At 61.2% G+C, this 21,137-nt stretch carries 19 protein-coding genes; 9 read left to right on the plus strand and 10 right to left on the minus strand.

Annotation, left to right across the window (positions count from 1 at the left end; translation table 11 throughout):
• Window positions 1-3,513 (minus strand): retention module-containing protein (locus HBO24_RS23885; protein WP_170060456.1); only part of this gene is annotated, 3,513 nt, incomplete at its 3' end.
• Between the two features lie 464 nt (window positions 3,514-3,977).
• On the opposite strand from HBO24_RS23885, the gene HBO24_RS23890 reads away from it, so the two are divergent.
• The 3 genes from HBO24_RS23890 to HBO24_RS23900 are packed head-to-tail and all read left to right on the plus strand — an operon-like array spanning window position 3,978 to window position 8,884.
• Window positions 3,978-5,336 carry a TolC family outer membrane protein gene (locus tag HBO24_RS23890; RefSeq protein ID WP_115127631.1) on the plus strand — a complete coding sequence of 453 codons (1,359 nt, stop codon included), beginning with the start codon at window positions 3,978-3,980 and terminating at the stop codon, window positions 5,334-5,336.
• Window positions 5,337-5,359: 23 nt separating this feature from the next.
• Window positions 5,360-7,519 (plus strand): type I secretion system permease/ATPase, encoded by a 2,160-nt coding sequence (locus tag HBO24_RS23895; protein WP_170045804.1) that lies wholly within the window; start codon window positions 5,360-5,362, stop codon window positions 7,517-7,519.
• 9 nt (window positions 7,520-7,528) lie between these two features.
• Window positions 7,529-8,884: an HlyD family type I secretion periplasmic adaptor subunit gene (locus HBO24_RS23900; protein WP_170060457.1), complete on the plus strand. Its 1,356-nt coding sequence runs from the start codon at window positions 7,529-7,531 to the stop codon at window positions 8,882-8,884.
• A gap of 102 nt (window positions 8,885-8,986) precedes the next feature.
• Here HBO24_RS23900 and HBO24_RS23905 read toward each other — a convergent pair whose 3' ends face one another.
• A complete protein-coding gene (locus HBO24_RS23905; RefSeq protein ID WP_170045801.1) occupies window positions 8,987-9,583 on the minus strand; it encodes a DTW domain-containing protein in 597 nt (198 codons plus the stop codon).
• A 2-nt stretch (window positions 9,584-9,585) separates the two neighbouring features.
• Window positions 9,586-10,479 carry a LysR family transcriptional regulator gene (locus tag HBO24_RS23910; RefSeq protein ID WP_057441205.1) on the minus strand — a complete coding sequence of 298 codons (894 nt, stop codon included), beginning with the start codon at window positions 10,477-10,479 and terminating at the stop codon, window positions 9,586-9,588.
• Window positions 10,480-10,655: 176 nt separating this feature from the next.
• Between HBO24_RS23910 and speB the strand changes: the two genes are divergently transcribed.
• Window positions 10,656-11,606 (plus strand): agmatinase, encoded by a 951-nt coding sequence (speB, locus tag HBO24_RS23915; RefSeq protein WP_120732183.1) that lies wholly within the window; start codon window positions 10,656-10,658, stop codon window positions 11,604-11,606.
• A 53-nt stretch (window positions 11,607-11,659) separates the two neighbouring features.
• The gene (locus HBO24_RS23920) at window positions 11,660-13,042 is read left to right on the plus strand and encodes a sodium:solute symporter (protein WP_170045799.1); all 1,383 of its coding nucleotides are present in this window, start codon (window positions 11,660-11,662) and stop codon (window positions 13,040-13,042) included.
• A 52-nt stretch (window positions 13,043-13,094) separates the two neighbouring features.
• Here the strand turns inward: HBO24_RS23920 and HBO24_RS23925 are convergent, their stop codons facing one another.
• The 4 genes from HBO24_RS23925 to HBO24_RS23935 form a co-directional block, all read right to left on the minus strand.
• Window positions 13,095-13,475, minus strand: coding sequence for a hypothetical protein (locus HBO24_RS23925; protein WP_178112939.1), 381 nt, complete (start codon window positions 13,473-13,475; stop codon window positions 13,095-13,097).
• Window positions 13,472-14,062: an N-acetylmuramoyl-L-alanine amidase gene (locus HBO24_RS23930; protein ID WP_170045808.1), complete on the minus strand. Its 591-nt coding sequence runs from the start codon at window positions 14,060-14,062 to the stop codon at window positions 13,472-13,474. Before HBO24_RS23930 ends, HBO24_RS23925 begins: the two co-directional genes overlap by 4 nt.
• Before the next feature lie 257 nt (window positions 14,063-14,319).
• Window positions 14,320-14,442, minus strand: coding sequence for a PA1414 family protein (locus tag HBO24_RS29715; RefSeq protein ID WP_003210728.1), 123 nt, complete (start codon window positions 14,440-14,442; stop codon window positions 14,320-14,322).
• A gap of 139 nt (window positions 14,443-14,581) precedes the next feature.
• A complete protein-coding gene (locus HBO24_RS23935; RefSeq protein ID WP_057441212.1) occupies window positions 14,582-15,475 on the minus strand; it encodes a LysR family transcriptional regulator in 894 nt (297 codons plus the stop codon).
• Window positions 15,476-15,577: 102 nt separating this feature from the next.
• Between HBO24_RS23935 and HBO24_RS23940 the strand changes: the two genes are divergently transcribed.
• On the plus strand, window positions 15,578-16,741 hold the full coding sequence (locus HBO24_RS23940; RefSeq protein WP_170060458.1) for a YbfB/YjiJ family MFS transporter: 1,164 nt from the start codon (window positions 15,578-15,580) through the stop codon (window positions 16,739-16,741).
• Here HBO24_RS23940 and HBO24_RS23945 read toward each other — a convergent pair.
• On the minus strand, window positions 16,731-17,138 hold the full coding sequence (locus tag HBO24_RS23945; protein ID WP_120732179.1) for a DUF2177 family protein: 408 nt from the start codon (window positions 17,136-17,138) through the stop codon (window positions 16,731-16,733). The genes HBO24_RS23940 and HBO24_RS23945 overlap by 11 nt on opposite strands.
• Window positions 17,139-17,204: 66 nt before the next feature.
• Window positions 17,205-18,041, minus strand: coding sequence for a S1-like domain-containing RNA-binding protein (locus tag HBO24_RS23950; protein WP_029292380.1), 837 nt, complete (start codon window positions 18,039-18,041; stop codon window positions 17,205-17,207).
• Window positions 18,042-18,375: 334 nt separating this feature from the next.
• Between HBO24_RS23950 and HBO24_RS23955 the strand changes: the two genes are divergently transcribed.
• The 3 genes from HBO24_RS23955 to HBO24_RS23965 all read left to right on the plus strand — a co-directional run bounded on the left by HBO24_RS23955 (window position 18,376) and on the right by HBO24_RS23965 (window position 20,429).
• A complete protein-coding gene (locus tag HBO24_RS23955) occupies window positions 18,376-18,555 on the plus strand; it encodes a hypothetical protein (RefSeq protein ID WP_007946007.1) in 180 nt (59 codons plus the stop codon).
• A gap of 218 nt (window positions 18,556-18,773) precedes the next feature.
• Window positions 18,774-19,496, plus strand: a complete 723-nt coding sequence (locus HBO24_RS23960) for a TorF family putative porin (RefSeq protein WP_057958836.1) — start codon at window positions 18,774-18,776, stop codon at window positions 19,494-19,496.
• A 66-nt stretch (window positions 19,497-19,562) separates the two neighbouring features.
• Window positions 19,563-20,429, plus strand: a complete 867-nt coding sequence (locus HBO24_RS23965; RefSeq protein ID WP_170060475.1) for a DUF6279 family lipoprotein — start codon at window positions 19,563-19,565, stop codon at window positions 20,427-20,429.
• Between the two features lie 165 nt (window positions 20,430-20,594).
• On the opposite strand, the gene HBO24_RS23970 is transcribed toward HBO24_RS23965, so the two are convergent.
• The gene (locus HBO24_RS23970; RefSeq protein ID WP_057441218.1) at window positions 20,595-20,984 is read right to left on the minus strand and encodes a hypothetical protein; all 390 of its coding nucleotides are present in this window, start codon (window positions 20,982-20,984) and stop codon (window positions 20,595-20,597) included.
• Between the last annotated feature and the right edge of the window lie 153 nt (window positions 20,985-21,137).

A 21,137-nucleotide genomic window follows, 5' to 3' on the forward strand; every position in this document is an offset into this window, starting at 1 on the left:
CACCACTGGGTCGTCGTTGTTATGCACCTGCAACACCAGGTTGGCGGTGCTGGTGTCGCCGTCGAGATCGTTAAGCTGATAGGTGAAGGTTTCGGTGCCGTTGCCGCCGCCATTCAGGGCCATGAACTGCGGGTCAGTCTTGTCGAGGGTGTAGACATAACTGCCATCGGCAAACAGTTGCAGGGTGCCGTAGGTACCCACGATGGTAGTTGGCGTAACCGGCCCGGTCGCTATGCGGTCAGCACCTTGTACGTCATTGCCCAGCACGCTGCCGCTAAGAATGAGCTGGCTCTCGGAGGCGATACCTGCGGGATTGTCGTCGACGGCTTTTGGCACATCGTCGACCACATTGACGTCCAGCGAACCATTGTCGCTGCTGTTGTTGGTGTCAGTGGCAACCACCGCGAACGACTCACTGATGCTGTTAGTACCAGCGCCGGTTGGGTGGCTATCGGTGCCGTTGAGGGTGTAGCTGTAACTGATCACACCCGTGCTGGCGTTGTAACCGGTGATGGTCAGGGTGTTTCCGAAGCCAGTGGGTTCCGATTGTGGGAAGGTCGCGGCGACGCCGTTGGTGACGACGCTGATGCCGCCCACAGTAAGGTTTTTCAGGCCGTCCAAGGCCGTCACCGTGAAGGTGCCGGATTGGGTCAGCGCAGGCCCATCGTTAGCGCTGCCCAACGGCAGGTTTTTCTCGTAGACGGTGACTTCGCCACCATTGACGTTCAGGCCGGTCAACACCACTGGGTCGTCGTTGTTATGCACCTGCAACACCAGGTTGGCGGTGCTGGTGTCGCCGTCGAGATCGTTAAGCTGATAGGTGAAGGTTTCGGTGCCGTTGCCGCCGCCATTCAGGGCCATGAACTGCGGGTCAGTCTTGTCGAGGGTGTAGGTGTAGCTGCCATCCGCGAACAGCTGCAGAGTGCCGTAGGTACCCACGATGGTAGTTGGCGTAACCGGCCCGGTCGCTATGCGGTCAGCACCTTGTACGTCATTACCCAAAACACTGCCGCTCAAGGTCAACAGACTTTCCGAGGCCACTTGTGTATTGGTGTCATCAACTGCAGTCGGCACGTCGTCGACCACACTGACGTCCAGCGAACCATTGGCACTGCTGTTGTTACTGTCGGTGGCGACCACCGTAAACGACTCGCTGATGCTATTGGTACCCGCGCCGGCTGGGTGGCTGTCGATACCGTTGAGCGTGTAGCTATAGCTGATCACCCCCGTGCTGGCGTTGTAGCCAGTGATGGTCAGGGTGTTGCCGAAGCCGGTAGGTTCCGACTGCGGAAAAGTAGCGGCAACGCCGTTGGTGACGACGCTAATCCCGCCCACAGTCAGGTTTTTCAGGCCGTCCAAGGCGGTCACCGTGAAGGTGCCGGATTGGGTCAGCGCAGGCCCATCAATAGCACTGCCCAACGGCAGGTTCTTCTCATAGACCGTAACCTCCCCGCCATTCACCTCAAGCCCCGTCAACACCACCGGGTCGTCATTGTTATGCACCTGCAACACAAGGTTGGCGGTGCTGGTGTCGCCATCGGCATCCGTCAGGGTATAGGTAAAGGTTTCAGTCCCATTACCGCCGCCATTCAATGCCAGAAAATCGCTATCGGCGGTATTCAGCGTGTACACATACGTGCCATTCGCCGCCAACTCCAACGTGCCGTAAAGCCCCGTGAAGGAGCCCGGCGTAATCGGCCCGGACGCGACCCGATCGGCGCCTTGCGCGTCATTGGTCAACACCGTGCCGCTCAGGGTCAGCAGGCTTTCGGAGGCCACTTGCGCATTGCCGTCATCGGCAGCGGTCGGTACATCGTCCACCACACTCACGTGCAGAGTGCCGGTGGCGGTGCTGTTGTTGGTGTCGTTGGCGATAACGCTGAAGCTCTCGGTCAGGTCATTCAACCCGCCCGCCGACGGATGCGCCTCGGTGCCCGTCAGGGTATAGCTGTAGCTGATCACCCCGGTGGCCGGGTCAAACCCGGTGATGGTCAGGGTATTGCCCAGGCCGGTGGCGATGGATTGCGGGAAGCCGGCGGCGACACCGCCGGACACCACGCTGATACCGCCCACCGACAGGTTCTGCAAGCCGTCCACGGCCGATACGGTCAGGCTGCCGGCGCGGGTCAGCGCGCCAGCGTCAGGGCTGCTGCCGTCCACCAGGTTTTTTTCATAGAGGGTCAGGTCGGCGCCATTTACGCTGATGCCGCCAATCACCACCGGGTCATCATTGTTGTGCACTTGCAGCACCAGGTTGGCGGTGCTGCTGTCGCCGTCGGCGTCGGTCAGGGTGTAGGTGAAGGTTTCGCTGCCATTGCCGCCGCCCTGCAGCGCGACAAAATCAGGGTCGGCGGTGTTCAGCGTGTAGGTGTAGCTGCCGTCAGCCGCCAGCACCAGAGTGCCGTATTGACCGCTGAACGTGCCGCCGGTGATCGGGCCGCTGGCGACGCGGTCGGCACCTTGGGTGTCGTTATCCAGGACGTTGCCGCTGAGGGTCAGCAGGCTTTCCGAAGCGCGGCCCTCATGGCTGTCATCCAGCGCCTTGGGCACGTCGTCGATGAGGGTGATATCCAGCGAGCCGGTGGCGCTGTCGTTATCGCTATCGGTGGCGACCACCGCGAATTGTTCACTCAGGCTGTTGCTGCCGTTGCCCGACGGATGGGCCTCATTGCCGGTCAAGGTGTAGCTGTAGCTGATCACCCCGGTGGCTGCGTTGTAGCCGGTGATGCTCAGGGTGTTGCCCAGCCCGGTGGTGATAGTTTGCGGGAAGCTGCTGGCCACCCCGCCGCTGACCACGCTGATGCCGCCCACGGTCAGGCTTTGCAGGCCATCGGGCGCCGAGACGTTGAAGGTACCGGTCTGCACCAACGCCGCCGGATTGCTGGCCGAGCCTTGTGCAAGATTGGCCTCGTTGAGCGTCAACTCGCCGCCCTCGACCTCCAGCCCACCCAGGCTCACCGGGTTGTCGGGAGGCACTACCACGGGCTGGTCGTTGCCGGTATCGGGCTGGCCGGCGACCTGGAACAACGGAAACTCAGGGATCCCGCCAAACCCTGCCGTGGGAAAGCCGATGACCGGCTCCACCCGCCCGGCGACTTCGGTCAACAACACAAAGGAGTGCCCACCGCCCAGCTCACCTGCCGCCGTGCTGCCGGTTTGGCCGGCGGCCGTGGCTTCAGCGGTCTGGGTCGGGTCGTCACCGGCGGCGATGGCTTTTTGCAGTTGCTGCACATCGGTCAACTGTGCCTGGCTCGGTGCGAGGTCTTCCGAGGCGTGAATCTGCGGCGCCTGGCCAGCCAGCAATTGCGGGGAAAGGCCCAGGCTGCTGTCGCGCCCCAGGGTCAGCTCCTGGCCGTTGGTCAGTTGCACCGCGACTGCACCGGCCGCACCGGTCTGCAGTTGCTCGCCGGCAAACAGTCGGTCGCCTTCGATCAGGCTTCGGCGACTGCCATCTCCTGCCACGGCAAAGACTTCCCCAACCACCTTGCTGACAACACCGATTAACTTGGCCATGCGCTTATCTCCCTGTCCGACCCCAGTAGTCGGCACCTCGGTTACGTGCACAAGTGCAGTGGATCGGGGGGGCCGGAAGTGGCACAAAACTGATTCAAATCAGCCGCCAACCCGCGCTTCAACCCCGTTACAGAGAGCCTTTCAAAAGAGGCAGCGACAGAAAACCGTCACAAAAAATCGCCCCTTTTTTCGCTACCCCATCACCTGCTTGCACTTGCGATTGAACTTTCCCCGAGCCGAAAAACACGCCACAGCGCACATAACTCAAGGCTTGTGCTTTGAACAATGTCTTGCTTCGCGCAGAACGCATAAGTTTTTTTGGACATAAACATTATGAGAAATCCTTCTTAGGTCCCCCCGCAAATGTTCTTAGCTGTGTTGTTACAAGCCTGAGACGGTTTGCCCTCTAAATTCGTCAAATAAATGGCGACAGACCAGTAACACTGACACCGGGAGATGTACCCATGCGCGCCTTTACCCCCCTCTGCAGCGCGATTCTGATCGCCATGGCCTGCACCAACACCCAAGCAATGTCACTGACCCAAGCGATCCAAAGCACGCTGGACACTCACCCGGAACTGAATGCCAGCCGTAACAGCCGGCTTTCGGCCGATGAAGATGTAAAAGTCGCCAAAGGCGGCTTCTACCCCAGCCTCGACCTCAATGCCGCCTACGGCCGTGGCTACAGCGACAACAGCACCACCCGCGCCCGTGGTGGCAATCACCACACCGAGACCGACAACTACACCCAGTCGGAACTGCGCCTGCGCCAGATGCTGTTCGACGGTTTCAACACCTCCAACGAAGTGCAGCGCACCGGGGCGGTGGTCAACTCCCGCGCCTATTACACCCGTGGCACCGCCGAGAGCCTGGCCCTGCGCACCGTCGAGGTGTACCTGGAAGTGCTCAAGCGCCGCGACCTGCTGACATTGGCCAAGAACAACCTGCAGGCGCACCTGCGCGTCACCGACCAGATCGGCCTGCGCACCGAGCGCGGCATCGGCAGCACCGCCGACCGCGACCAGTCCACCGCCCGCCGGGCCCTGGCAGACAACAACTACCAGACCGCACTGGTCGACCTGCAAGACGCCGAATCGAACTTCTATAGCGTGGTCGGGCGCATGCCGGATGAATTGGAAAGCCCGGCGTCGATCAAGGGCGAGCTGCCCAGCGACCAACTCGGCGCCCGGCGCAGCATGCTGGAGAACAACCCCTATCTGAAGTCGGCCCAGTCCGATGTGATGGCCGCCGAGAGCCAGTACGAGGTGGCCAAGTCGCCGTTCTATCCACGCTTCGATGCCGAGGCGGCGGTGGGCGCCAATAACAATGTGCAGGGCGACCTGGGCCACGACAACGAATGGCGGGTGGGTGTGGTGATGAACTACAACCTGTTCCGTGGCGGCAGCGACAAAGCCCGCCTGGCGTCGGACTCGCACAAGATCAACCAGGCCATGGACATCCGCAACAACGCCCTGCGCATGCTCAACGAGAACCTCAACCTGGCCTGGCATGCCATGGACAACGCCCGCATCCAGACCCCCACCGCCCGCGAATATGCCGAAACCACCCAGCGCGTACGCGCGGCCTATCAGGACCAGTTCGGCCTGGGCCAACGCACCCTGCTGGACCTGCTGGACAGTGAAAACGAGCTGTACAACGCCAACCGGCGCTACACCGAAGTGCGCTACACCGAAGAGTTCTCCATGTACCGCGTGCTGGCCAATATGGGCGAGTTGCTGAACAAGGAGCGCGTGGTGGTGCCGGCCGAAGCCATTGCCCAGTCGGAAGTCAGAAGCGAAGCCCACCTGCCTGACCTGAAGTAGCCAACGACGTGGAGCAGATCGCCGTGAGCCAGATGGAACCGCTGAACCCGGGTGTCGACCCGCGCCAGAGCTTTGATGACCCGTTGCTCGACGGCCTGCTGATCCTCTGCAAGCTGCACGGCTGCAGCGTCAGCCGTAGCAGCCTGAGCGCCGGCCTGCCCTTGGCGCAACAACGCCTGAGCCTGGACTTGCTGCCACGGGCCGCGGCCCGGGCCAGCTTGCAGGCGCGGGTATTGCGCCGGGACTTGAAGGCCATCTCGGCGCTGAACCTGCCAGTGCTGTTGCTGCTCAACGAAGGTCGCTGCGCGGTGTTGCGGCGCTGGGGCGAGGATGGCCAGGCGCTGATCCTGCCCAGCGAAGCCGAAGGCGGCGAACAGTGGGTCAGCCGCGAAGAGCTCGGCGCGGCCTACAGCGGCCAGGCCCTGTTTGCCCGGCCACGGCACGAAATCGAAGACCTGCGCGCGCCGCTGGTGCCAAGAGTCGAGGCGTGGTTTCGCGACACCTTGAAGCTGTCGCGCTGGCTGTACAGCGATGCAATTCTCGCCAGTTTGCTGATCAACCTGCTGGGCCTGATGGTGCCGCTGTTCGTGATGCAGACCTACGACCGCGTGGTGCCGAACCAGGCCACCTCGACCTTGTGGGTACTGGTGATCGGCCTGCTGATCGGCACGGCGTTCGAGCTGGTACTGCGGGTGGTGCGCGCCCATCTGCTGGACACCGCCGGCAAGAAGACCGATGTGATTTTGTCAGCGACCCTGTTCGAGCGCATCACCGGCATGTCGATGAAGGCGCGCCCCGCCACCATCGGCGGTTTTGCCCAGAGCATCCATGACTTCCAGGGCCTGCGCGAATTCCTCACCGCGGTGACCCTTACCAGCCTGATCGACCTGCCCTTCGCCGTGCTGATGCTGGTGGTGATCGGCCTGCTCGGCGGCTGGCTGGTGATCATCCCTTTGTGTGCGTTCCCGCTGACCATCGGCTTTGCGATGCTGATCCAGGTACGCCTGCGCGACACCGTGCAAAAAAGCCTGAGCCTGGGCGCCGAACGCCAGGCGCTGTTGATCGAAACCCTCAGCGGCCTGGAAACCCTCAAGGCCTGCAGCGCCGAAAGCGAGCGCCAGCACCAGTGGGAAAGCACCCACGGCGCCCTCACCCGCCTCGACAGCCATGCGCGCAACCTCTCGGCGCTGGCCACCAATGGCACGCTGTTCATCCAGCAGTTTTCCGGGATGGCGACCATTGTTGCCGGGGTCTACAGCATCATCGCCGGCAGCCTCAGTGTCGGCGCGCTGGTGGCCACCTACATGCTCGGCAGCCGGGTATTGGCGCCGCTGGGGCAGATCGCCGGGTTGATCACCCGCTACCAGCAGGCGCAATTGACCATGCGCAGCACCGACGCGCTGATGGCCCTGCCCCAGGAGCGCGACCCGCAGCAGCGCCCACTGGAGCGCACGCAACTGAGTGGCGCCCTGGAAGTCAGCCAGGTCACCTTCCGCTATGCCGGGCAGAACACCCCGGCCCTGAGCCAGGTCAGTTTCCAGCTCAAGGCTGGCGAGCGCGTGGGCATTATCGGCCGCAGCGGCTCGGGCAAAAGCACACTGGGCCGCCTGGTGATGGGCTTCTACGCGCCAGAAGAAGGCCAGTTGCTGCTCGATGGCCTCGACCTGCGCCAGCTGGATGTGGCCGACCTGCGCCAACAAGTGGGCTATGTGGCCCATGACCTGCCGCTGTTGGCCGGCAGCCTGCGCGATAACCTGACCCTGGGCGCGCGCTATATCAGCGATGTGCGGATGCTCGAAGTGGCCGAACTGACCGGCGTCAGCGAACTGGCCCGCCAGCACCCACAAGGCTTCGACCGGCCGGTGGGCGAGCGCGGGCAACTGCTGTCCGGCGGCCAGCGCCAGGCGGTGTTGCTGGCCCGCGCGTTGCTGCTCGACCCGCCGATCCTGCTGCTGGACGAACCCACCAGCGCCATGGACAACAGCAGCGAAGAAACCCTGCGCCAGCGCCTGGAGCTGTGGGTCAAGGGCAAGACACTGCTGTTGGTCACGCACCGCACCTCGATGCTCAGCCTGGTCGACCGCTTGATCGTGCTGGACAACGGCCGCATCGTTGCCGACGGCCCCAAAGAAAGTGTGATTGATGCACTGCGCAAGGGCCGTGTCGGCTCGGCCGCCGTCTAGGAGCCCACCATGTCAGCCACTCCCGCGCCACCGGGCTACTTCAAGAGCTTTGGCAAAACCGCCGACAGCGAATTCATGCCCGAACTGGCAGGCGCTGCGCTGCAGGACTCGCCGCGCCGTTCACGGATTATCGTGTGGCTGACCGCCGGCCTGATCATCTGCGCCCTGCTGTGGGCCAACTTTGCCGTTCTCGATGAAGTGACCATGGGCGAAGGCAAGGCCATCCCGTCGAGCAAGGTGCAAGTGATCCAGAACCTGGAAGGCGGCATCGTCACCCAGATCTACGTGCGCGAAGGGCAGATGGTGGACAAGGGCGACAAACTGCTGCAACTGGACGACACGCGGTTCCGCTCGAACAAGGGCGAAAGCGAAGTCGACCGGTATGCCCTCACCGCCCAGGTCGAACGCCTGTCGGCCGAGGCCGAGGGGCGGCCGTTCAAATTGTCCGATGAAGTGATCGCCAAGGCTCCGCAAGTGGCTGAAGACGAGCGCTCACTGTTTGAACAACGCCAGCGGCGCTTGAGCAGCGAGCAACGGACCTTGAGTGAACAGTTGCGGCAGAAAACCCAGGAACTGGCGGAGTTTCGCTCCAAACAGGGCCAATTCAGCTCCAGCCTGGCGCTGCTGCAACAAGAGATGAACATGTCGGCCCCTCTGGTGGGCACCGGCGCGGTGTCACCGGTGGAAATCCTGCGCCTCAAACGCAGCGCCGTGGAGATCCGTGGCTCGTTGAACGCCACCACCCTGGCAATCCCCCGGGCGGAATCGGCGATCAATGAGATCAAGAGCAAGATCGACGAATCGGTACAGACCTTCCGCTCGGAAGCGGCCAAGGAACTCAACGAAAAACGCACCGACCTGTCAAAAATCACCGCCACCAGCATCGCCATCGATGACCGCGTCAGCCGCACCACCGTGGTCTCGCCGGTGCATGGGGTGATCAAGCAATTGAAGGTCAACACCATCGGCGGTGTCGTCCAGCCGGGCAGCGACATGGTGGAAATCGTCCCGCTGGAAGACAACCTGCTGATCGAGGCCAAAGTACGGCCCCAGGACGTGGCGTTCTTGCATCCGGGGCAGAAGGCGATGGTCAAGTTCAGTGCCTATGACTACACGATCTACGGCGGGCTGGCGGCGAAACTGGAACTGATCGGCGCCGATACGATTACCGACGACAAGGGCAACAGCTTCTACCTGATCCAGGTGCGCACCGATAAGAACCATCTGGGCGGGGATAAAAAACCGTTGCTGATCATCCCGGGGATGGTGGCAACGGTGGACATTATTACCGGGGAGAAAAGCGTGCTGGATTACTTGCTCAAGCCGGTGTTGAAGGCACGCACGGAGGCGATGCGCGAGCGTTAGCGGTGTTTGGGCAGGCGCCATCGCCGGCAAGCCAGCTCCTACATCGACCGCGTATGTCTTGAGCGGCGCGGTCAATGGGGGAGCTGGACCTGGGTGAACCGGCTAATCACCCCCATGATTGCGCTGAAACACCTCCTCCCCCATCGCTGCAATCTGCCCGTCGATCAACGCCTCAAACGGCCGCAACAACGGATCAAATGACTGCGGCGCCTCCAGCACCTGCAACGCCTGCGCAATTGCCTCCACCGTCGACAACGCCCCTGGCCCCGGTGCCTTGCGCAACCGGTAACGGGACACTGCGCCCGCCGCCAGCGTCACCCGTGGCAACGCCGCCAGCAGCGGGTTGAGGTGCAGCAACTTGCGCGCCTTGCGCCAGGTACCGTCGGGCACCACCAGCAGCAACGGCTCATCGGATGGGCCATAGGTCTGCAGCGACTGCGCCTCTTCGCCAGGAAACAGCAGCCGTGCCTGATAGCCCGGAGGGTTGAGCAAGGTCTGCAAGTCTTCAAATACTTCGCCCACTACCAACTGCGTATTCACCAGGCCCAACGCGGCGAGGCGCGCGGTGTTGAGCGCATGGTTGACCTCGCTGGGATGCTGCAACAGCAACACCCGGGTACGGCTGTGCAGGCTCGGGATCAGCGCGCACAGGCAGTGGGTGGTCGGCCGCAGGCAGCGGGGGCATTGGGGTCTGGACATATTCAGGCCTGATTGAGCTGTGCTTTGAGTAAATCGCGAAAGGTCTGGATCAACGGTTCGCGGCTGCGCCCGCGGCGCATGATCAGCGAAAACGGCGCCTGGTAGCCAAAAGTCGCCGGCAACAGCACCCGCAAGTCGCCCTTGTCGGCCCAGGCCTGGGCGTAGTGCTCGGGCAAGTAGCCGATGTAGGCGCCGGACAACACCAGGATCAACTGCGCCTCCATACTTTCTACAGTGGCGGCGCTGTGTTTGAAGCCATGGCGCGCCAGTTCCGCCTGGCTCCAGTAACCGCGCCCGACCATGCGTTGCTGGGTAATCACCTGCTCCGGAATGCGTCGCTCGCTGAACAGCGGATGCCGCGAACTGCAATAGAGCCAGTGCTGCTCGCGGTACAGCGGCATGTAGACCAAGCCGCTCATGCGGTTGGAGAAGGCGCCGATGGCCAGGTCCAGGCGATTGTCCTGCACCCCCAGTTGCAGCTCGTAGGGGCTCATCACCGATAAGTGCAGATGCACCGCCGGGTGCTCAAGGCTGTAGGCGCCGATGACTTCGGCAAATGGCAGGGCCTTGTCGCTGACCGTGGAGTCGAGCACACCCAGTTTGAGCGTGCCGCGCAGTTCGCCCTTGAGCGCCGCCGCGTATTGCTCGAAGCCCTCCAGTTCGCCCAGCAGGCGCAAGGTTTCCTGGTGAAACAACTCGCCCTTGCTGGTCAGGCTGAACCCGCCACGCCCGCGATGGCACAGCACCAGGCCCAACGCGCCTTCCAGTTGGCTCATATAGGTGCTGATGGCCGACGTCGACAGGTTGAGCTCATGCTGGGCATTGGCAAACCCCTGGTGGCGCACGACGCTGACGAAGATGCGCAGCAATTTCAGGTCGGGCAAGGCATTGGCCATGGACGCTCCAGGCAAAAAGTCGGCGGACAGGGAACAGGTTTCGCAAACCGGTGGAGTCTACCCCAGGCATTAGTTTAGAAAAATCTGAACTAAGTATTTCCCCACAGCGATTCTTCCGTTGCCGGGCATTTCGCAGAATCGGCCTCTGATAACCACAACAACGATGAGGCACTGCCGTGGACAAGATCTTTCACCAACCACTGGGCGGCAACGAAATGCCGCGCTTTGCCGGCATCGCTACCATGATGCGCCTGCCCCACCTGCAAACCGCCGCCGGCCTGGATGCGGCCTTTGTCGGCGTGCCCCTGGATATCGGCACCTCGCTGCGCGCCGGCACCCGCTTCGGGCCGCGTGAAATCCGCGCTGAGTCGGTGATGATCCGCCCCTACAACATGGCCACCGGCGCTGCGCCGTTCGACTCGCTGTCGGTGGCCGACATCGGCGACGTGGCGATCAACACCTTCAACCTGCTGGACGCCGTGCGCATTATCGAAGAAGCCTACGATGAGATCCTCGGCCATAACGTAATCCCGCTGACCCTGGGCGGCGACCACACCATCACCCTGCCGATCCTGCGGGCGATCCACAAGAAACACGGCAAGGTCGGGCTGGTGCATATCGATGCCCACGCCGACGTCAACGACCATATGTTCGGCGAGAAAATCGCCCACGGCACCACCTTCCGCCGGGCCGTCGAAGAGGGCCTGCTCGATTGCGACCGTGTGGTGCAAATCGGCCTGCGCGCCCAGGGCTATACCGCCGAAGACTTCAATTGGAGCCGCAAACAGGGGTTCCGCGTGGTCCAGGCCGAAGAATGCTGGCACCACTCCCTCGCGCCGTTGATGGCCGAAGTCCGGGAAAAGGTCGGCGGCGGCCCGGTGTACCTGAGTTTCGACATCGACGGCATCGACCCGGCCTGGGCGCCCGGCACCGGCACCCCGGAAATCGGCGGGCTGACCACCATACAGGCGATCGAGATCATCCGGGGCTGCCAGGGCCTGGACCTGATTGGTTGTGATCTGGTGGAGGTTTCGCCGCCCTACGACACCACCGGCAACACCTCGTTGCTGGGCGCCAACCTGCTGTACGAAATGCTCTGCGTGCTGCCTGGAGTCACGCACCGTTGATGTAGCGCGTCACCTGATTAGTCCATAAAAACAATAACTGGAGAGGCGCCACCATGGCTCTGGATCTATTCGTCGTACTTATCTACGCCGCCGGCATGCTCGTGCTCGGCTATTTCGGCATGCGCCGGGCCAAGACCCATGAAGACTATCTAGTCGCCGGGCGCAACCTGGGGCCGACCCTGTACATGGGCACCATGGCCGCAACGGTGCTGGGCGGCGCGTCCACAGTGGGCAGCGTGCGCCTGGGTTATGTGCATGGTATTTCCGGGTTCTGGCTCTGCGCGGCGCTGGGCACGGGGATCATTGCGCTGAACCTGTTTCTCGCAAAACCCTTGCTCAAGCTGAAAATCTTCACCGTGACCCAGGTCCTGGAGCAGCGCTACAACCCCACGGCCCGCCAGGCCAGCGGGCTGATCATGCTGGCCTATGCGCTGATGCTGGCGGTGACCTCGATCCTGGGGATCGGCACCGTATTGCAAGTGATGTTTGACCTGCCGTTCTGGGCCGCCATCCTGCTGGGTGGTGGCGTGGTGCTGGTGTATTCGACCATTGGCGGCATGTGGTCGCTGACGCTAACCGATATCGTGCAGTTTGTGATCAAGACCGTCGGCCTGATGTTTATCCTGCTGCCGATCTGCCTGTACCGCGTAGGCGGCTGGGATGAACTGGTGGCCAAACTGCCGGCGGCCAGTTTCAGCTTCACCAGCATCGGCTGGGACACCATCATCACCTACTTCATGATCTACTTTTTCGGCATCCTGATCGGCCAGGACATCTGGCAACGGGTGTTCACCGCCCGTGACGCAAAAGTCGCCCAGTACGCAGGAACCTTCGCCGGCTTCTACTGCATCCTCTACGGCCTGGCCTGCGCCCTGATCGGCATGGCCGCCCATGTGCTGATCCCGGACCTGGACAACGTCAACAACGCCTTCGCCGCCATCGTCAAACTGTCGTTGCCCGATGGCCTGCGCGGCCTGGTGATCGCGGCGGCCCTGGCGGCGATGATGTCCACCGCCAGCGCCGGCCTGCTCGCCGCGTCCACCGTGCTGACCGAAGACCTGCTGCCGCGCCTGCGCGGCGGCAAGCAGTCGAGCCTGAACATCAACCGCTTGTTCACCCTGCTGACTGGGATGGCCGTGCTGGGTATCGCCTTGATAGTCACCGACGTGATCAGCGCACTGACCCTGGCCTATAACCTGCTGGTCGGCGGCATGCTGATCCCATTGATCGGGGCGATTTACTGGAAACGCGCTACGACGGCGGGTGCGATCAGCGCCATGGCATTGGGGTTTGTCACGTCACTGGTGTTTATGGTCAAGGATGGCTTGGAGGCAAACACGCCGATCTATTACAGCCTGGGCGTGAGTGTGGTGAGTTTTGTGCTGGTGAGTCTGCTGTCGCGTCGGCCAGAGGTGGCGGCGGCCGATGCAGCCTGATTGAAGCAGACTTGAGCGGGTGCGATGTCGGTTGTCGCACCCACCCTCTTATTTACTGTTCAGGTCTTTCAAACAGATCACCACATTCGTCACAGGCAAAGTACTGCTCTTTCGCCGAACACCAGATGACCCCAGTAGCTCCCGCCCTAACCTGCCATGTGCAGATATGCCCGTTGTACTTCAGGTTGCCCTCCAGATAACAAGGGGCCCACTCGTAACGGTCATGCAGGGTGCGGCTATCAATCTTCGAGGCGCGCTGGAAAAACGCCTGCACACGGTTTGGATCAAGGGGCACATCAGAAGGCCGGCAACTCTCAGGTTCTTGGGATTGGAAGCTGGAGACAACAATGCCTTCAAGGTCGGGCGTGTGCCGATCCGTACATCCCGCAAGAACGAGTAATGCGCCTATCGGCCATGCTTTGATCGGCATCATTCCCACACCGCACTACTGGCTTCACCCGGGTTTTTATAGGATATCTGCGGGTGCCTGTAGACATCACCCGAGGACAGGTTGAAATGAACATATAACTCGTTGACGAGCCATTGAAGGGATTGGTTCTGCAAGGGGGTAACGGACTCATACCGCGAGGTATCCAAGTGTTTGCCCACCAATTCGATGCCAATAGAGTCGGAGTTCACAGGATAGCTTTTTGCTCGCTCATGTGCGTCCAACGCCTTGATCTGCGCAGTCCACGATAACGCTTGAATACGGGCCATCTGGGCGCTGTCACACGATTTTTTATCAATCGCCAGACACTTCGAGCGTATGAGCTTTCCAACGTGGTAGCAGCGCTTTTTCAAGCTGGCCGTCTGGTAAACAAAGCCATTTTTATCAATCAGAAAGTGCGCACCACTGCCTTTTGCAAGGTAGCCGTTGAACGTATGTTGCGCAGTAGGTGCATCCGTCTGGTGGACAACTAAAGCATGTATACCGTCCAGATCCCCATGCTCAATCGCGTAAAACCGACGCAGTATCACCTTGGCGGAAACCAGCATTCCATCACTGTTAACACACGACATAGCCCTGTCTTCCTTCCTTGAAGAGAGCAGGAATATAAAGCGTCCAAACACGGAAGTGGTCGAGGGAGCAGACAAAAAGAAACGTCCGACCAGAATACTTCCAGGGTCAGACAAGGTGAGCGCAACTTAATTTAGGAGTCCGGACTTCGACTGGTACAAAGCAATCGCATACAACCGCACGCCCAATCTACTGTGCTTCAGGGACAGTGTGACAAGTGATCGCGCCCAAACACCAATGTCTGAGCGCTTTTCCGGACTTACCTGCGACGCGGGCGGCGCTGTTCGTCATCGGTGCGGATTGGCACCGGTTGCAGCGGTGGCTCGATCAAGCCGAGTGCGACGCCGAGGTCGTGCAGCCAGTTTTGCAGTTTTTCTTTCATGGTGCCCCCTTTGAGGGTAGTGCCGAGCAGCTGGAATTCTGTGGCTGCTTCCTACAGATAGTAGTACTAAGTCCCACGTAATGCTTGCCTGAAACCGCAACGAACCATTACTGAATTGATACAAATCCTGACGGGGCGGTCAGGCAATCGCCCGGGACTCTTGTACAGGCCGCGTCTTGCCCTCTTGCTGCAGGTCAATCCATGCATTGAGATTAGCCCCGAGCATGCCTTTGCGCCACATCAGCCAGGTGGTGGCATGGGCAAATGGCTCGGCCAGGGGGTGGATCGACACGCTGTCCTTGCCGGGCAGGCTGTCGAGCATCGACTCGGACATCAATGCAACCCCGGAACCGGCAATCACACATGCAAGCATGCCTTGATAGGACTCGATCTCGATGGCGCGGCCCATGGCCACACGGTCGTGGGAAAACCACGCCTCCAGGCGCGCCCGATAGGAACAACTGCGTCGGAAGGTGAACACCGCGCGCCCGGCCACATCCTGCGGGCCGCGTACCGGTGGGTGGTCCGCCTCGCAGATCAGCAGCAGGCGCTCCTCACACAGCGGTACGCCGTCCAGGGTCGCCAGGGTCAACGGGCCATCCACCAGCGCCGCATCCAGGCGCCCGGTGATCAGGCCTTCGAGCAGTTCACCGCTGGGCGCCGACTGCACTTGCAGGTTCACCATGGGGTAAGCCTTGTGATATTGCGCCAGCAGTTTCGGCAAATGGATCGCAGCGGTGCTGTACATGCTGCCCAGCACAAAATCCCCGGCCGGTTGGCCACCCTGCACGGCACCGTGCGCTTCATCATGCAGGGCCAAAAGGCGCGTGCTGTAGTCGAGCAGCACCTTGCCGGCAGGCGACAGTTGCAGGCGCTGGCGCTCGCGCACGAACAGCTCGACGCCCAGTTGCTCTTCCATTTGCTTGAGGCGGGTCGAGAGGTTCGATGGCACCCGGTGCAGACGCTCTGCAGCACGGGTGATGGAGCCCTCTTCGGCCACGGCCTGGAAAATACGCAGTTGGCTGAACTCCACGACCTTTCTCCTAAACTGAACAAGTTACTCAGCATTATTCATTTTTACTGAACACTAATCCACCTTAGCCTGAGGTCATCGCTTCTTCCTGGAATTTGGCCCATGTCTCCCCTGATTCGTTTACTCGCCAGTTTTATCGCCCTGATGATGGCCATGGGCATTGGCCGCTTTGCTCTCACCCCGCAGATGCCGCACTTGCTCAGCGAAAGGCAAATCGACCTGACCGCCGCCGGGCTGATTGCCGCGGCCAACTACCTGGGCTATTTCGTGGGGGCCGTGGACTCGATGTTCGCGCGCAGTAATCACCACATACGCGGACGGTTGCTCGGCGGGTTGTGGTTGTGTGTGCTGCTGACCCTGGCGTCGTTCTGGGCCAACGGCTTCTGGTCGCACCTGTTGCTGCGCTTCGGCACGGGTGTGGCCAGCGCCTGGGTGCTGGTGATGATTACCGGCCTGAGCCAGCCGCTGGCGATTGCCGCAGGGCGCCCGCGGCTGGGGGCACTGGTGTTTGCCGGGCCTGGACTGGGGATCCTGCTGACGGGATTGTTGGCACTGGCCTCCAACCTGTTGGGCGAGGATTCGGCAACGCTGTGGCTGGTGTACGGCGTGGTCGCCCTGGGCATGTTGCTGGTGATCCTGCCGTTCCTGCCCAAGCCGGACAGGGGGGCGCCGCAAAGCAGCGCCCCTGCCGGGCGCAACGGCAGCATCGCGCATCTGGGCTGGATTTACCTGCTGTATGGCCTGGGCTACATCATTCCGGCCACCTTCCTGTCGCAAATGGCCAGCGCGCAGTTCAAGGGCGCCTGGCAGGCAGACCTGTTCTGGCCATGCTTTGGCTTGGCGGCGGCCCTGGGCGTGTTGCTGGTCAGTCTGCGCAAGCCCAACCCCGACACCACACGCTACTGGTTGATGGCAACCCTGTGGATGCAAGCGATTGGCGTCTTCGCCTGTCTGTGGGGCAATGGCGTGGGATTGGTGCTGGGTGTCTTGCTCTGTGGGCTGCCATTTCTGGCCTGCATGCAATTGGTGATGCAACGTTCGCGGGAAGTTGCGCCCCACGGCGCGCAACGGAGCACCGGCCTGCTGACGGCATGTTTTGCCCTGGGCCAGTTAAGTGGCCCGCTGCTGGCGTCGTTGAGCAACCATTTTAGCGGCGGCTTGCAGCCGGCACTGACGTTAGCCGGCAGCGGCTTGATACTGGCCGGAGCGCTACTGCTACGCCCCGCCCAGGTAAAGGTTGATTGCCGGGCGCCGGTCAGCCGCTGACGCGCCGCGCCGCCCAGTATCCCAGCGAGCAGCAGGCAGCGGTGAGAAAGGTGCCCCACGCCATGTCCATCACTGCCAGCCCCGCAGACCAGCCTTGCAAGGTCGCCCAGTTGCTCAGGTCGTAGGTGCCATAGGCGACCAACCCAAGCAAGGCACCGAGGCGGGCAGCCCGTTGCCAGCCGCCACTGGCCAGCGCCGGCAACACTACAAAGGCCACGCAGCCGAACACATAAAGGCAGTAGAACAGCGCCGCCGGGAGCAATCGCGGTTGCTCAAGCATCAGCGGCCCGAGCAGGCCCTTGTAGGTCGGCCCCATCAATACCCCAAGCCAGAGGCCATCGAGCACTAAAAAAGCCAACAACGTACCGAGGTAAGCAAACACGACTTTTTTGCTCATGGCGATGACCCACTGCAGGAGCCGGCTGACCGGCGATAGCGACGCCTACACAAGAGCAGGTTGCAATCAGCTTAGTTCAATACGATCAGCGTGAATTACGATCTGCCCCTGCTTGTACAGCGCACCAATGGCCTTCTTGAAGTTGCCCTTGCTCACGCCAAACAAGTTGCTGATCACGGTCGGGTCACTCTTGTCGCTGACCGGCAGGCTGCCGTTGTTTTCACGCAACTTGGCGAGGATCTTCGAGTTCAGGCTGGACGCCGCTTGCTCGCCGACCGGCTGCAGGCTCAGGCTGATATTGCCGTCGGCGCGGATTTCCTTGATGAAGCCCTTCTCTTCCTTGCCCGGACGCAGGAACTTGAACACTTCGTTCTTGTGGATCAGGCCCCAGTGCTTGTTATTGATGATTGCCTTGAAGCCCATATCAGTGGCTTCGGCAACCAGCAAGTCGACTTCCTGGCCCACGGTGTAGTTGGCCGGCGTCTTGTCCAGGTAACGGTCCAGGCGCGCGGTGGCGGTGATGCGCTTGGTGTGTTTGTCGAGGTAGACGTGCACCACACAGTATTCACCGGCGGTCAGCTGGCGTTTTTCTTCGGAATACGGCAGCAGCAGGTCCTTGGGCAGGCCCCAGTCGAGGAACACCCCGATGCTGTTGACTTCAACCACTTTCAGGCTGGCGAACTCGCCCACCTGCACTTTTGGTTTTTCAGTGGTCGCGATAAGTTTGTCATCGCTGTCCAGATAAATAAAAACGTTAAGCCAGTCTTCATCTTCACTGGGAATATCTTTGGGAATATAACGATTGGGCAAGAGGATTTCGCCCTCTTGTTCACCGTCCAGATACAAACCAAAGTTAGTGTGTTTAACCACTTGCAAACTGTTGTAGCGCCCGACTAAAGCCATTTCCAATACCCTCATTGCGTGGGCGGCATTCTACCCGAGTTGAAGGCGGCGGTCCCGTGTCCAGGCGCGCAACCCTGAAAAATCGCGGGTTTGCCGGGCACTTGCCGACAATTGCCCCGCTCGTCAGGTCAAGCTGCCGCCGTGCAGCAATGGCCAGGTGCTATTTTTACCCACGGTTTCTATTTAAAACAGCGAGTTAGGGCCTTCGACCAAAGACCAACTTCGGGCTTCTATAATAGCGCAGCTTATTCCTGGGAGATATTTACCAAGCAATTGTCAAGCATTTCATGTACGATGCCTGGCCAAGTTAATTTTCTACAGGTTAGTGGCCGCCATGCGCGTAAAAGCATCCAACAGCAAAGCAAAGCCAGCTCCCGCCGTTGAAACCAGCGAATCGATCAACAACCAAATCGCCGCGTTCCTCAAGTCCGGTGGCGAAATCCAGCAGATCGCCAAGGGCGTGAGCGGCCAGACATTCGGCCCGTCCAAGCAGATCACCCTGGGTAAGAAGTAAGCGCGCAAGCCGCCTACGCAGCCCACCTGGTCCCTAAGCGCCTTGCCTATCAAGGCGCTAGGACTAGAGCCAGCAACATCCCCCCGACACACATTCAACCACGCCAATCGACGAACGGGTCTCAATACCTGACTTTCGCCGGTATGCTTGCACACGTCTAGAACGGGCATTTGCCCGATTTCTCCCGTTACTGCTCCTCGCTTTTCATGGAGTGAAGCGTGCTCAAACCCTGTATTTTTCTGGTCAGCGCCCTGCTTGCCAGCCCCCTCGCCGAAGCGCAGGTTTTCCAGCGTGAACTGGGCGACTTCGACTTGAAACTGGGCACCACGCCCGGCCGCAGCATGGCCCAGGGCCTGGTCAAACCCACCACACCGGGCAGCAACTCGTTTCACGGCGGCCTCGACCTGAGCCACGCCAGCGGCCTGTACTTCGGCCAGTTCTCTCCGAGCATGGGCCTGTCGCCCGCGAGCAAACTGGAAGTCGATTCCTACATGGGCTTCAAGCGCCCGTTCGACCAGACCCTGGGCTATGAACTGGGGATGATTCACTACAGCTACCCCAAGCTGAGCCCCCTCGACAGCCAGGAGTTCTACGGCGGCCTGAACCTGCTGGGCAATCGGTTTGGCGTGTCACTGGGCAATGACCCCGACCGTCGCGACAGCACCCTGTTTGCCGACCTGGGCGGCACCCAGCCGTTTGGCATTGGCGTGAGCATGAAGTACACCACTCATCAGTTGGGCGCCCCGGCCTCGGTGGAGGGCGGCTCTATCCGCAGTTTCAGCGACTGGTCGGTGAAATTTTCCCGACCGTGGATGGGCATGGACCTGGACCTGATCTACAGCGACTCCAACCTCAACGGCAGCGACTGCTCGGCCTACTCCGGACACAATTCGCAATGTGATGGCCTGTTGACCCTAAAGGCCGAGCGGTCGTTTTATTGATGGGCTGAACTGTCACGCCCCCGGCGGGTTCAGATGAACATCCCTGGTCTGCGCAAGGACTCGCCCATGCTGCGTCGGTTAAGAATCCTGGCTGCTTTACTGGTCCTGAGTGTCCTGCTTGCCGGCTGCAACCGCGTGGGCCTGGCCTATCGCAATCTCGACGTGATCATCCCCTGGACCCTCAACGACTACCTGGACATGAACGCCGGGCAGAAAAGCTGGTTCAACGACACGCTCAAGGAACACCTGGCCTGGCACTGCACCACCCAATTACCTGGCTACCTGGACTGGCTCGACCGCCTGCAGCAGATGGTCGACAGCCACCAGGTCAGTGACGCCGCCCTGCAAGCCCACGCCCTTGAAGCCAAGCAAGCAATCGCCGACGTCGCCCGGCAAATCACCCCATCAGCCATCGAGTTGCTGCGCGGGCTGGATGAGCAGCAAGTGCGCGAGATGGATGCCGCGCTGACCAAGGACCTGGGCAAACGCCAGGACGAATACCTCAAGCCGCCCCTGGAGCGACAGATCAAGGAGCGTAGCGAGCGCATGAGCAAGCGCCTGGATGCCTGGCTAGGCCCACTGAGCGCCAGCCAGCAAGAGCGTGTGCTGGCCTGGTCCACTGCCCTCGGCGCGCAGAACCAGCAATGGATCGGCAACCGCGCCCATTGGCAGGCGCAGTTCATCGCCGCAGTCAATCAACGGGCCAGCAGCGACTTCCCACGCAAGATGGAGCAGTTGCTGGTGGACCGTGAAAGCCTGTGGACCGCGGACTATCGCCAGGCCTATGCCCAGACCGAAGCCGCAGCCCGCAGCCTGCTGGTGGACGTGATGGCCGAAAGCACGGTGCAACAACGCCAGAAGCTGGTGCAGAGAATCGCTAAGGTGCGCAGCGATTTCCAGGCACTCAAGTGCCTCAAGGGCAGCGCGGCCTAGACGTCTACACCTCCCTCAGAACCACAGGCGCACGCCCAGGATGGTCAGCTCGGTGCGCACTCTACCGGTGATATTGACTGCGGCCTGGCCGATAGACAGATGCCCGCCAGCACACCCGGTTGCCCGGGGCTGTACAAGATTACCGATTTGACAGTTGCAGCCGGTTCAGGCGATTTGCGCCTTGGCCGCCACCATCTCGAACGTCGCCGGGTCCAGCGCGTCGGCCTGCTCGTCGAGCACTTGGCGCGGGTGATCGTTACCCGGGATGGCGCTGTCGATCAATGCCAGCAGCTGCGCGCCCAAGGGCGTCAAAATGAAATTCTCGCCGTTGCCGCCCTCGTCTTCAGGCCGGGACTCGATAAAGCCGCGCTTGAACAACAGCGCTTCGTAATCGGCGGCGGTCTTTTTCAACGCATCCAGATCGCCAGTGAACTCGCCGGCCGTGGCCTTATCGGCCGCTTCCTGTTCGGCATATTTGCGCGGGGCAAAGCTGCCCTCGCCGTTCTGTACTTCATGCAACAGACGTTCGATCAGATCCCAATTGTAAGTGCTCATCCTGAATCCTCCTGCAGGCACACCGACTGGGTGCCTTCAAAAGTTGTGACCTGTGGCGGCTGCGGGCGTTCAGCCGGGTAGACAGGCGTGATTGCACTGAACTTTTCACAGGCCAGCCCTCTCAACCGGGTATCACCGCCAAGGAGGTCTACC

The organism is Pseudomonas sp. WS 5410, from assembly GCF_012985645.1.
GTDB lineage: Bacteria > Pseudomonadota > Gammaproteobacteria > Pseudomonadales > Pseudomonadaceae > Aquipseudomonas > Aquipseudomonas shahriarae.

Coding starts and splice junctions, on each gene's coding strand:
- HBO24_RS23920 (WP_170045799.1), top strand. CDS start 11,660: ATGGCTCTGGATCTATTCGTCGTACTTATCTACGCCGCCGGCATGCTC.
- HBO24_RS23890 (WP_115127631.1), top strand. CDS start 3,978: ATGCGCGCCTTTACCCCCCTCTGCAGCGCGATTCTGATCGCCATGGCC.
- HBO24_RS23900 (WP_170060457.1), top strand. CDS start 7,529: ATGTCAGCCACTCCCGCGCCACCGGGCTACTTCAAGAGCTTTGGCAAA.
- HBO24_RS23950 (WP_029292380.1), bottom strand. CDS start 18,041: ATGGCTTTAGTCGGGCGCTACAACAGTTTGCAAGTGGTTAAACACACT.
- HBO24_RS23970 (WP_057441218.1), bottom strand. CDS start 20,984: ATGAGCACTTACAATTGGGATCTGATCGAACGTCTGTTGCATGAAGTA.
- HBO24_RS23925 (WP_178112939.1), bottom strand. CDS start 13,475: ATGATGCCGATCAAAGCATGGCCGATAGGCGCATTACTCGTTCTTGCG.
- HBO24_RS23965 (WP_170060475.1), top strand. CDS start 19,563: ATGCTGCGTCGGTTAAGAATCCTGGCTGCTTTACTGGTCCTGAGTGTC.
- HBO24_RS23940 (WP_170060458.1), top strand. CDS start 15,578: ATGTCTCCCCTGATTCGTTTACTCGCCAGTTTTATCGCCCTGATGATG.
- HBO24_RS23955 (WP_007946007.1), top strand. CDS start 18,376: ATGCGCGTAAAAGCATCCAACAGCAAAGCAAAGCCAGCTCCCGCCGTT.
- HBO24_RS23930 (WP_170045808.1), bottom strand. CDS start 14,062: ATGTCGTGTGTTAACAGTGATGGAATGCTGGTTTCCGCCAAGGTGATA.
- HBO24_RS23905 (WP_170045801.1), bottom strand. CDS start 9,583: ATGTCCAGACCCCAATGCCCCCGCTGCCTGCGGCCGACCACCCACTGC.
- HBO24_RS29715 (WP_003210728.1), bottom strand. CDS start 14,442: ATGAAAGAAAAACTGCAAAACTGGCTGCACGACCTCGGCGTCGCACTC.
- HBO24_RS23910 (WP_057441205.1), bottom strand. CDS start 10,479: ATGGCCAATGCCTTGCCCGACCTGAAATTGCTGCGCATCTTCGTCAGC.
- HBO24_RS23945 (WP_120732179.1), bottom strand. CDS start 17,138: ATGAGCAAAAAAGTCGTGTTTGCTTACCTCGGTACGTTGTTGGCTTTT.